This window comes from Streptomyces sp. NPDC111516, assembly GCF_055635345.1.
The window spans coordinates 472,997-485,218 of the sequence record NZ_JBVKBV010000001.1 but is presented as its reverse complement, the minus strand read 5'-3'; the positions used below and the strand labels follow the sequence as shown (position 1 = coordinate 485,218).

5 protein-coding genes and 1 pseudogene are annotated in these 12,222 nt (G+C 69.6%); all 6 read left to right on the top strand.

Annotated elements, in window-relative coordinates; all coding sequences use genetic code 11:
• The first annotated feature begins 1 nt into the window (after position 1).
• The 6 genes and pseudogenes from ACZ7L9_RS02225 (at position 2) to pulA (ending at position 12,132) form a co-directional block, all read left to right on the top strand.
• The gene (locus tag ACZ7L9_RS02225) at positions 2-1,018 is read left to right on the top strand and encodes a carbohydrate ABC transporter permease (RefSeq protein ID WP_471411721.1); all 1,017 of its coding nucleotides are present in this window, start codon (positions 2-4) and stop codon (positions 1,016-1,018) included.
• On the top strand, positions 1,015-1,908 hold the full coding sequence (locus ACZ7L9_RS02220; RefSeq protein ID WP_471411719.1) for a sugar ABC transporter permease: 894 nt from the start codon (positions 1,015-1,017) through the stop codon (positions 1,906-1,908). The genes ACZ7L9_RS02225 and ACZ7L9_RS02220 overlap by 4 nt, the downstream gene beginning before the upstream one ends.
• Positions 1,909-2,055: 147 nt before the next feature.
• On the top strand, positions 2,056-3,732 hold the full coding sequence (locus ACZ7L9_RS02215; protein WP_471411717.1) for a glycoside hydrolase family 13 protein: 1,677 nt from the start codon (positions 2,056-2,058) through the stop codon (positions 3,730-3,732).
• Positions 3,717-4,829 (top strand): LacI family DNA-binding transcriptional regulator, encoded by a 1,113-nt coding sequence (locus ACZ7L9_RS02210; RefSeq protein ID WP_471411715.1) that lies wholly within the window; start codon positions 3,717-3,719, stop codon positions 4,827-4,829. Before ACZ7L9_RS02215 ends, ACZ7L9_RS02210 begins: the two co-directional genes overlap by 16 nt.
• Positions 4,830-5,241: 412 nt before the next feature.
• Positions 5,242-6,633, top strand: a pseudogene (locus ACZ7L9_RS02205) (alpha-amylase); the annotation flags it as partial.
• Positions 6,634-6,819: 186 nt separating this feature from the next.
• A complete protein-coding gene (gene pulA, locus ACZ7L9_RS02200) occupies positions 6,820-12,132 on the top strand; it encodes a pullulanase-type alpha-1,6-glucosidase (protein ID WP_471411713.1) in 5,313 nt (1,770 codons plus the stop codon).
• Positions 12,133-12,222: the final 90 nt, after the last annotated feature.

Genomic DNA, 12,222 nt, shown 5'->3' with positions numbered 1-12,222 from the left:
GATGGCTGTCCACACCAGCCAGTCGGTGGCGAAGGCCGCGGGCGACGACGTCGCCCGCGGCCGGAGCCGCGGTACTGGCAACCCCCCGCCGCCGAGCAGGCTCCGGCGGGCCCTGTCGACCCACTGGTACGCGTGGACCATGGTCGCCCCGGTCGTCGTCGTGATCGGCGTGATCATCGGCTATCCGCTGGTCCGCGGCATCTACCTGTCGATGACCGACGCCAACGAGCGCAACGTCGCCCGGTCCATCGGTGTCAACCACATGCCCGCCACGTACAAGTTCGTGGGCCTGGACAACTACACCGAGGCGATCACCGGCGACCAGTTCCTCGGCACGCTCGGCTGGACCCTGGTGTGGACGGTCTCCTGTGTGGCCATCACCTTCTCCCTCGGCATGGCCCTCGCCAACATCCTCAACCGCCGGATCGCCGGCCGCTCCGTGTACCGGATGGCACTCATCCTGCCCTGGGCCATCCCCGGCTTCGTCTCCGTCTTCGCCTGGCGGTTCCTCTACAACAAGGACCGCGGGCTGCTCAACAAGATCCTCTCCGGCGGCGGAATCGACGCCATACCCTGGCTGAACGACCCCACCTGGGCGAAGTTCTCCGTCATCACCGTCAACGTCTGGCTCGGTGTGCCGTTCATGATGGTCGCGCTGCTCGGCGGACTGCAGTCGATCCCCAGTGAGCAGTACGAGGCCGCGGAGATGGACGGCGCCACCGCCTGGCAGCGGTTCCGCCACATCACGTTGCCCGGACTGCGGCCGGTCTCCACCACGGTGATCCTGCTCTCCACCATCTGGACCTTCAACATGTTCCCGGTGATCTTCCTGCTGACCCGCGGCGGACCCGGTGAGGCCACCCAGATCCTGGTCACCCAGGCGTACAAGTTCTCCTTCGAGATCAGCCCGCGCGACTTCGCGCAGTCCTCCACCTGGGGCGTACTGATCCTCGTACTCCTGCTGATCTTCGCCGCCGTCTACCGGCGAGTCCTGCGCACCCAGGGAGACGACTGGTGACCACCGCCCCCGCAACCGCCGCCCCCGCAACCCCCGCGCGGCACTCCGCGCGCAAGGTCCGGCTGCGCGGCGAGCGTTCGCCGATCGCCTCCGTCGGGCTGCACCTCACGCTCGTCGTCGCGTCCGTGATCGCCGTCTTCCCCGTGCTGTGGGTCCTGCTCACCTCGCTGAAGCCCGCCGCGTACGCGACCACCACGGACTTCTTCAAAGAGACGACGTTCGAGAACTACACGAACCTGATCCAGAACACGAAGTTCCTGACCTGGTTCGGCAACTCCCTGCTCATCGCGGGGCTCACCACACTTCTCGGCGTCATCGTCTCCGCCTCCACCGGCTACGCCGTCAGCCGCTTCCGCTTCCCCGGCAAGCGTGGGCTGATGTGGACGCTGCTGATCACTCAGATGTTCCCGGTCGCCGTCCTCATCGTGCCGATCTACAACATCATGGCCGGCATGGGGCTGCTGAATCAGCCCGCCGGCCTCGTCATCACCTACCTCACCATCTCGGTGCCGTTCTGCGCCTGGATGATGAAGGGCTTCTTCGACACCATCCCGCGCGAGATCGACGAGTCGGGCCAGGTCGACGGCCTCACCCCGTTCGGCACGTTCTGGCGGCTCATCCTGCCGCTCGCCAAGCCCGGCCTCGCCGTCACCGCGTTCTACTCCTTCATCACCGCGTGGGGCGAAGTGGCGTACGCCTCCGCTTTCATGGTCGGCGAGGACAACCTCACCCTCGCGGGCGGACTGCAGCTCTTCGTCAACCAGTACGGAGCCCAGTGGGGAGCGATGACCGCCGCGTCCGTGCTGATCGCGATACCCGCGGCCCTGGTCTTCCTCTTCGCCCAGCGCCACCTGGTCACCGGCATGTCCGCCGGAGCCGTCAAGGGCTGAGAGCCTGCCGGGCGACCTCTGACCGGGCTCACCCGACAGGCTCTGACGCGGCCCGCCCCGTACGACCCGCACGCACCAAGTCACGGCGTCGCCGGTATCCCGACCCGGTCCGGCGACGCTCCCCACCCCAGACACCCCAGGGACGACATGACCCAGCACCTCGCTGCCCCCTCCACCGGCACGTCCGCCGACGCTCCGGCCCACCAGACCGGCTGGTGGCAGGACGCGGTGATCTACCAGGTCTATCCACGGAGCTTCGCCGACGGCAACGGCGACGGCATGGGCGATCTCGCAGGCGTACGCGGCAGACTCCCGTACCTCAAGGGCCTCGGTGTCGACGCGGTCTGGCTCAGTCCGTTCTACGCGTCTCCGCAGGCCGACGCGGGCTACGACGTCGCCGACTACCGCGCCATCGACCCCATGTTCGGCACCCTGCTGGACGCCGACGCGCTGATCCGGGACGCCCACGAGCTGGGCCTGCGGATCATTGTGGACCTGGTGCCCAACCACTCCTCCGACCAGCACGAGTGGTTCAAGCGTGCCATCGCGGACGGCCCCGGCTCCGCGCTGCGCGAGCGCTACCACTTCCGTCCCGGCAAGGGCACGGACGGCGAACTCCCGCCCAACGACTGGGAGTCCATCTTCGGCGGCCCCGCCTGGACCCGGACCACCGACCCGGACGGCACCCCCGGCGACTGGTACCTCCACCTCTTCGCACCCGAGCAGCCCGACTTCAACTGGGAACACCCGGCCGTCGCCGACGAGTTCCGCTCGATCCTGCGCTTCTGGCTCGACATGGGCGTCGACGGCTTCCGCGTCGACGTCGCCCACGGCCTCGTCAAGGCCGCCGGCCTGCCCGACCTCGGCACCCACGACCAGCTCAAGCTGCTCGGCAACGACGTCATGCCGTTCTTCGACCAGGACGGGGTCCACGCGATCTACCGCTCCTGGCGCACCATCCTCGACGAATACCCCGGCGACCGCATCGCCGTCGCCGAGGCCTGGACCCCGACCGTCGAGCGCACCGCCAACTACGTGCGCCCCGACGAGATGCACCAGGCGTTCAACTTCCAGTACCTGTCCACCGCCTGGGACGCCGCCGAGCTGCGCAAGGTCATCGACACCTCGCTCGACGCGATGCGCCCGGTCGGCGCCCCCGCGACCTGGGTGCTCTCCAACCACGACGTGACCAGGCACACCACCCGGTTCGCCAATCCGCCCGGCCTCGGCACCCAGATCCGCACGGCCGGAGACCCCGCGCTGGGCCTGCGCCGGGCCCGCGCCGCCACCCTGTTGATGCTGGCGCTGCCCGGTTCCGCGTATGTCTACCAGGGCGAGGAGCTCGGCCTGCCCGACGTCACCGACCTGCCCGACGAGGCCCGCCAGGACCCGTCATTCTTCCGCGCGGAGGGCCAGGACGGATTCCGCGACGGCTGCCGGGTACCGATTCCGTGGACCCGCGAGGGCAGCTCGTACGGCTTCGGCAGCGGTGGCAGCTGGCTGCCGCAGCCCGACAGCTGGGGTGCTCTGAGCGTCGAGGCGCAGACCGGCGACGCCGACTCCACGCTGGAGCTGTACCGGGCCGCGATCGCCGCCCGGCGGGTGCACCCGGGGCTCGGCGCCGGGACCGCGGTGGAGTGGCTCCGGGCCCCCGAGGGTCTGCTGGTCTTCGCCCGCCCCGGCTTCATCTGCACCGTCAACACGACGGGCCGTCCGGTGCGCGTCCCTGTGCGCGGCACCGTCCTGCTGTCCAGCACGCCGGTCGTCACCGACGGCGCCGAGATCGAGCTCCCCGCGGACACCACGGTGTGGTGGACGGTGTGACGGTTCCCCCGCCCAGGGCCTCTCTTCCGGATCAGGCCGAGCCCGGCAACATCCGGAAGAAGGGCCCCGGGACCGGTGGTGCGCCGAGGCTCTCGGACATCGCCGGCCAGGCAGCGGTCAGCGAGGCGACCGTCAGCCGGGTGCTCAACGGGAAACCGGGCGTCGCGGACACCACGCGTCAGCGGGTGCTCGCGGCGCTGGACATCCTGGGCTACGAACGCCCCGTACGGCTGCGGCAGCGCAGCGCCGGGCTGATCGGACTGGTGACGCCCGAGCTCACCAACCCGATCTTCCCGGCGTTCGCGCAGTCCGTCGAACAGGCGCTGGCCGGGCACGGCTACACCCCGGTGCTCTGCACCCAGACACCCGGCGGCGCCACCGAGGACGAACTCGTCGAGCAGCTCGTCGAACGGGGCGTCGGCGGGATCGTCTTCCTCTCCGGGCTGCACGCCGACCTGTCGGCCGACCCGGCCCGGTACGCCGCACTCACCGAGCGCGGTGTGCCCTTCGTCCTGATCAACGGCTACAACGAACGGATCAACGCCCCGTTCGTCTCGCCCGACGACTCCGCCGCCGTACGGATGGCCGTCGGCCACCTCGCCGAACTCGGCCACCGCAGGGTCGGCCTGGCCATCGGACCGCAGCGCTACGTGCCGTCCCGCCGCAAACGCGAGAGTTTTCTCGACGCCGCCGTGAAGCTCCTCGGTATGGACCGGACCGAGGCCGAACTCCTGGTCTGCTCCGCACTGTTCGGCGTCGAGGGCGGCCAGGTCGCTGCTGGTGCGCTGCTCGACCAGAGGTGCACGGGCATCGTCTGCGGCAGCGACCAGATGGCGCTCGGCGTCGTGCGCGCGGCCCGGGGCCGCGGACTCGACGTGCCGCGCGACGTGTCGGTGGTGGGCTTCGACGACTCACAGCTGATCGCGTTCACCGACCCGCCGCTGACGACGGTGCGTCAGCCCGTGCAGGCGATGGCGGCCGCCGCGGTGAGCGCCCTGCTGGAGGAGATCGGCGGCAGCCCGGTGCAGCGTACGGAGTACGTCTTCCAGCCGGAGCTGGTGGTACGGGGCTCCACGGCCGCGGTCCGCGGTCTCTGAGCTGAGGCCGGGCCGGCCGGGCGCACAGGAGAGGCACCCGGGAGCCGGCCCTGATCTGCCCGCGGGGAGTGAACGGCTCCAGGTGCCTCTCGTGTCCGTGACCGGCCCGGCCGGCCGGGCGCGTGGGGCCCGGGATCACCGGAACCCCCGACCGGACCGGACCGGAGTCGGGAGAAACGTAACAGCGCTGCAATGTTTTGCGTAAGGGCTTGCGGAAGGAAATCTGCTGGATTTCGTGGATGCGAGCGGGCCATGTCCAAAGGGTTGACCGAGGCCGGACAGAATCGTACGGTCTCCACCGCGGCAAGGTTTGCATTCTTGCAGCAAGAACCTTCAGGAGCCTTGAGGGCAGGGCGCGTTGCCACGTGAGGCTGCACCGTCACCCGCATTTCCCCCCACAGCAGGAGGAAACATGGCACGCAGACCACTGTCTGCAGCGCTCGCCCTGATAGCAGGCGCCGCCGCTCTCGTCGCCCCCACCACGACCGCCCAGGCCTCCACGCCGGGCGACAAGGACGTCACCGCCGTCCTCTTCGAGTGGAAGTTCGACTCCGTGGCCAAGGCCTGCACGGACTCCCTCGGCCCGGCCGGCTACGGCTACGTACAGGTCTCGCCGCCCCAGGAACACATCCAGGGCAGCCAGTGGTGGACCTCGTACCAGCCGGTCAGCTACCGGATCGCCGGACGACTCGGCGACCGCGCCTCCTTCGCCGCCATGGTCAGCACCTGTCACGGAGCGGGAGTCAAGGTCGTCGCCGACTCCGTCATCAACCACATGTCGGCGGGATCGGGCACCGGCACCGGCGGCTCCTCGTACACCAAGTACGACTACCCCGGCGTGTACTCCGCGTCCGACATGGACGACTGCACCGCGCCGATCACCAACTACCAGGATCGCGCCAACGTCCAGAACTGCGAACTGGTCGGCCTCGCCGACCTGGACACCGGTGGGGACTACGTCCGCGGCAGGATCGCCGCCTACCTCGACGACCTGCTCTCCCTCGGTGTCGACGGCTTCCGCATCGACGCCGCCAAGCACATGCCCGCGGCCGACCTCGCCGACATCAAGTCGCGGCTGAGCAACCCCGGCGTCCACTGGAAGCAGGAGGCGATCTACGGCGCGGGCGAGGCGGTCCAGCCCGACGAGTACACCGGGACCGGGGACGTCCAGGAATTCCGCTACGCCCGCAGCCTCAAGCAGGTCTTCAACAACGAGAACCTCGCCCACCTGAAGAACTTCGGCGAGGGCTGGGGCTTCATGCCGTCGTCGAAGGCCGCGGTCTTCGTCGACAACCACGACACCGAGCGCGGCGGCGACACACTCAACTACAAGGACGGCGCCGACTACACCCTTGCCAGTGTCTTCATGCTGGCCTGGCCGTACGGCTCGCCCGACGTCCACTCCGGCTACGAGTGGACCGACAAGGATGCGGGCCCACCCAACGGCGGTACGGTGAACGCCTGTTACAGCGACGGCTGGAAGTGCCAGCACGCCTGGCGCGAGATCTCCTCCATGGTCGGCTTCCGCAACACGGCACGCGGTGAGTCGGTCACCGACTGGTGGGACAACGGAGGCGACCAGATCGCGTTCGGCCGCGGGTCGAAGGCGTATGTCGCGATCAACCACGAGGGCTCCCCGCTCACCCGAACGTTCCGGACGTCGCTGCCCGCCGGTGACTACTGCGACGTCCAGTCCGGCAACGGCGTCACCGTCGACGGCTCCGGCCGGTTCACCGCGACACTGGGCGCGAACACGGCCCTGGCGCTCCAGGTGGGCGCCCGTACCTGCTCGGTCGGGCGCGGCTGAACCCCGATGACCGGTCCGGGGCCGACCGCGGCGCCCCGGACCGGCAGGTGACCCGGGGGCCGGGGACGTACCCCGAAACGCCCCCTCCCGGCGCGCCGTGGGCCTCGCTGCCCGCCCCACCCCGCCACCCGACAAGTCCGCCCGCCCCGAGAACCACACCCCGCACACAAGGAGACCCCGCCCGTGTCCCGTCCCACCCTCAGACGGGGAGCCGTAGCAGCACTCTGCACGGCGCTCCTCCCCGTCGTCCCGGCTGCATCCGCGTCCGCCGCGCCGAGACCGCCGGGCCCGCCCTCGGACGCCCGGCTGGCCGCCGAACCCGCACGCCACGACCTGACGCGTGAACAGTTCTACTTCGTCATGCCCGACCGGTTCGCCAACGGCGACACCTCCAACGACCGTGGCGGACTCACCGGTTCACGCCTGGAGACCGGCTACGACCCCACGGACAAGGGCTTCTACCAGGGCGGTGACCTCAAGGGCCTGACCCGGCGGCTCGACTACATCAAGGGCCTCGGCACCACCGCCATCTGGCTCGCCCCGATCTTCAAGAACCGCCCCGTCCAGGGCACCGGCAAAGACGCATCGGCCGGCTACCACGGCTACTGGATCACCGACTTCACCCAGGTCGACCCGCACTTCGGCAGCAACGCCGACCTGTCGAAGCTGATCGACAAGGCCCACGACAAGGGCATGAAGGTCTTCTTCGACGTCATCACCAACCACACCGCGGACACCGTCGACTACGCCGAGAAGCAGTACGGCTACCGCCCCAAGGGCGCCTACCCGTACCTCGACAGGGACGGCCGCCCGTTCGACGACAGCAAGGGTCTGGCGAAGGTCGACGCGGACTCGTTCCCGTACACCCCGAAGAACACCGGCAACAAGGTCCCCGCCTGGCTCAACGATCCGACGATGTACCACAACCGCGGCGACTCGACCTACTCCGGCGAGTCCACCACGTACGGCGACTTCTCCGGGCTCGACGACCTGTGGACCGAGCGGCCCGAGGTCGTCTCCGGCATGGCGGCCATCTACGAGAAGTGGGTCCGCGACTTCGACATCGACGGCTTCCGGATCGACACCGTCAAACACGTCGACCTGGACTTCTGGACCCAATGGGCGACAGCGCTGGACACCTACGCGGCCAGGCACGGGCGCAAGGACTTCTTCATGTTCGGCGAGGTCTATTCCGCCGACACCGCCATCACCTCGCCCTACGTCACCCGGGGCCGGCTCGACGCGACACTCGACTTCCCCTTCCAGGAAGCGGCACGCCAGTACGCCTCGCAGGGCGCCCCGGCCGCGAAACTCGCGGCGGTGTTCGCCGACGACTACCGCTACACCACCGACAAGGCCAACGCCTACGAGCAGGTCACCTTCCTCGGCAATCACGACATGGGACGCATCGGGTCGTTCATCAAGCAGGACAACCCGAAGGCCGATGACCCGGAACTCGTCCAACGCGCCCGGCTCGCCAACGAGGTGATGTTCCTCAGCCGGGGCAATCCCGTCGTCTACTACGGCGACGAACAGGGCTTCACCGGCGCGGGCGGCGACAAGGACGCCCGCCAGACCATGTTCGCGTCCAAGACCGCCGACTACCTCGACGACGACGAACTGGGCACCGACCGCACCCACGCCTCGGATGCGTACGACACGAGCCACCCCCTGTACCGGGACATCGCCGCGCTCTCCGAGCTCACCCGGAAGAACCCGGCCCTGCGCGACGGCATCCAGACCGAGCGGTACGCGCAAGGGTCCGTGTACGCCTTCTCCCGTACGGACCCCGAGCAGCCGACCGAGTACGTCGTCGCCACCAACAACGGCACCGGGCCGAGGACCGTCGCGCTGCCCACCGCGACCGCCGACATGAACTTCCGTACGCTGTACGGCGGTTCGACCGACGTCCGTAGCGGCACCGACAAGAAGATCACCGTCACCGTGCCCGCCCTCTCCACCGTCGTGCTGCGCGCCGAAAGGCCCCTGGGCGCCCCCGCCGCCAAGCCCTCGATCACCCTGAAGGCGCCCGCCGCCGGAGCCACCGGCACCGTCGAGATCTCCGCGGACGTCGACGGCGGACAGCTCAACCGCGTCGTGTTCGCCGCCCGGACCGGCAACGGGAAGTGGGTCACGCTCGGTTCCGCCGACCACGCACCGTACCGGGTGACCCAGACCGTGGGCGATACGGTGCCAGCCGGAACGCCCTTGCAGTACAAGGCGGTTGTCGTCGACCGCACCGGACGCACCGCGAGTGCCCTCGCCTCGACGACCGCGGGACAGCCACCCGCCGCCGAGAAACCCGTAGCCGTCGAGCGCGACTACGCCGTCGTCCACTACAAGCGTGCCGACGGCGAATACGACGGCTGGCAGCTCACATCCGGAGACACGACAGCCGGCTTCACCGGACGGGACGCCTACGGCGCCTTCGCCTGGATCAAGCCCGCCGCAGGCACCGCCGCCGTCCCGTACACCGTCGAGAAGGACGGCGCCGCCGACGGCCCGCGGCGCACCGTCGAGCTCGGGAGGACCGGGCAGGTCTGGATCGAGCAGGGCAAGGACGGCCAGGCCGAAGCGGCCCCCGACGGCGCCTACCCGCCGCAGGACACCACCAAGGCCGTCCTGCACTACTACCGGGCCGACGGCGACTACGACGGCTGGGGGCTGCACACCTGGACCGGCGCCAAGAACCCCACCGACTGGGCCAAGCCGCTCCAGCCGGTGAAGAAGGACGCCTCCGGTCTCACCTTCGAGGTCCCGCTCACCGACGGCGCGACCGCACTCGGCTACATCCTGCACCGCGGCGACGAGAAGGACCTGCCCAGCGACCAGTCGCTCGACCTCGCCACCTACGGGCACGAGGTCTGGATGCTCGGCTCCACGCCCGGCTACCTGCTGCCGCAGACCGGCGGTGTCCCCACTCCCGACCTCACGGAGGCCGAGGCGCAGTGGATCGACGCCGACACCGTCGTATGGAAGGTGAAGGCCACCGCGGCCACCAGCCAGCAACTCGTCTACGCATCGGGCGGCGGCATCTCCGTCGTCGACGGGGCGCTCTCCGACGAGGGGCAGTGGCTGCGGCTCGCACCGTCCGCGCTGAGCGACGCACAGAAGGCGAAGTACCCGCACCTCAAGGACTACCCGGCGTTCACCGTCGACGTCCGGGACCGGGACAGGGTGCGCGAGGCGCTGCGCGGCCAGCTGATCGCCACCCAGCGCGCCGTCAACGGTGCGCTGCTCGCCGCCACCGGCGTACAGAGCGCGGGGGTGCTCGACGACCTCTACGGGAAGAACGCGGCCACCGCCTCGCTCGGCCCGGTCTTCGACCACGGCCGCCCCACGCTGTCCGTCTGGGCGCCCACCGCCCGTACCGTCGCCCTCGAACTCGACGGCAGGACCGTCTCCATGCGCCGCGACGACCGTACGGGCGTCTGGTCGGTCACGGGACAGAAGAGCTGGAACGGCAAGCCCTACCGGTACGCCGTGAACGTCTGGGCGCCCACCGTCCGGAAGATGGTCACCAACAAGGTCACGGACCCGTACTCGACCGCACTGACCACCGACTCCGCCCGCAGCCTCGTCGTCGACCTCGAGGACCCGAAGCTGGCGCCGGGCGGCTGGTCCGGCCTGCGCAAGCCCGCCGCCGTCCCGCTGCGTGACGCGCAGATCCAGGAGCTGCACATCCGCGACTTCTCGATCGCGGACCGCACCTCGAAGCACCCCGGCGAATACCTTGCCTTCACCGACACCCGCTCCGACGGGATGAAACACCTCAAGCAGCTCGCCGACTCCGGTACCAACTACGTCCATCTGCTGCCCGCCTTCGACATCGGCACCATCCCCGAGAAGAAGTCCGCACAGCAGAAGCCGGCCTGTGATCTGTCCGTGTACGCCCCCGACTCCGAGGAGCAGCAGGCCTGCGTTGCGAAGGCCGCCGCCAAGGACGGCTTCAACTGGGGCTACGACCCGCTGCACTACACCGTCCCGGAAGGCAGCTACGCCTCCGACCCGAACGGCACCAAGCGCACCGTCGAGTTCCGTCAGATGGTCCAGGGGCTGAACGGCGCCGGACTGCGGACCGTCATGGACGTCGTCTACAACCACACCGTCGCCTCCGGCCAGGACGACAAGTCCGTCCTCGACCGGATCGTGCCCGGCTACTACCAGCGGCTGCTGGACGACGGCACTGTCGCCACCTCCACCTGCTGCGCCAACACCGCGCCCGAGAACACCATGATGGGCAAGCTCGTCGTGGACTCGGTCGTCACCTGGGCCAAGGAGTACAAGGTCGACGGCTTCCGCTTCGACCTGATGGGCCACCACCCGAAGGCCAACATCCTGGCCGTCCGCAAGGCGCTCGACGCGCTGACCCCGGCCAAGGACGGCGTCGACGGGAAGAAGATCATCCTGTACGGGGAGGGCTGGGACTTCGGCGAGATCGCCGACGACGCCCGCTTCGTCCAGGCCACCCAGAAGAACATGGCCGGCACCGGCATCGCCACCTTCTCCGACCGGTCCCGCGACGCCGTCCGCGGCGGCAGCCCCTTCGACGAGGACCCGGGCGTGCAGGGCTTCGCCACCGGCCTCTACACCGACCCCAACACCTCGACCGCCAACGGTACGAAGGCCGAACAGAAGGCCCGGCTGCTCCACTACCAGGACCTGATCAAGGTCGGCCTCACCGGCAACCTCGCCGACTACACCTTCACCGACTCCTCCGGCACCACGGTCAAGGGCTCCGCCGTCGACTACAACGGCGCCCCGGCCGGATACGCCGCGGTCCCCGGCGACGCCCTCGCCTACGCGGACGCCCACGACAACGAGTCGCTGTACGACGCGCTCGCCTTCAAACTCCCGGCGCGCACATCGGCGGCGGACCGGGCCCGCATGCAGGTGCTGGCGATGGCGACGGCCACCCTCTCGCAGGGCCCCTCGTTGTCCCAGGCCGGCAGCGACCTGCTGCGCTCCAAGTCCCTGGACCGCAACTCGTACGACAGCGGCGACTGGTTCAACGCGCTGCACTGGGACTGCCGCGACGGCAACGGCTTCGGCCGCGGACTGCCCCCGGCCGCCGACAACCGGTCCAAGTGGTCCTACGCGAAGCCGTTGCTGGCCGACGCCGCGCTCAGCCCCGGCTGCGCCGAGATCGACGGCGCCCGGGCCGCGTACCGGGACCTGCTCACCATCCGGTCCACCGAGAAGGATTTCGACCTCGCCACCACCGGGCAGGTGCAGTCCGCCCTGTCCTTCCCGCTCTCCGGGAAGGACGAGACACCGGGGGTGATCACCATGCGGCTCGGAAAGCTGGTGGTCGTCCTCAACGCTACCCCCGCCGCCACGACCCAGCAGATCGCCGGACTGGCGGGGCAACGGTACGCCCTGCATCCCGTCCAGGCCGCGGGCGCGGATCCTACCGTCAAGAAGGCGACGTACGAGAGGAGTTCGGGAAGCTTCACCGTCCCGGGACGCACGGTGGCGGTGTTTTCCCTGAACTGAGAGCCGACAGGACTACGTTGAGAGGCAGCAAGCCGCCGGGGGCGCCGCAGCACGGCACCCCCGGCGTGCCCTTCCACGGGCCGGGACCAG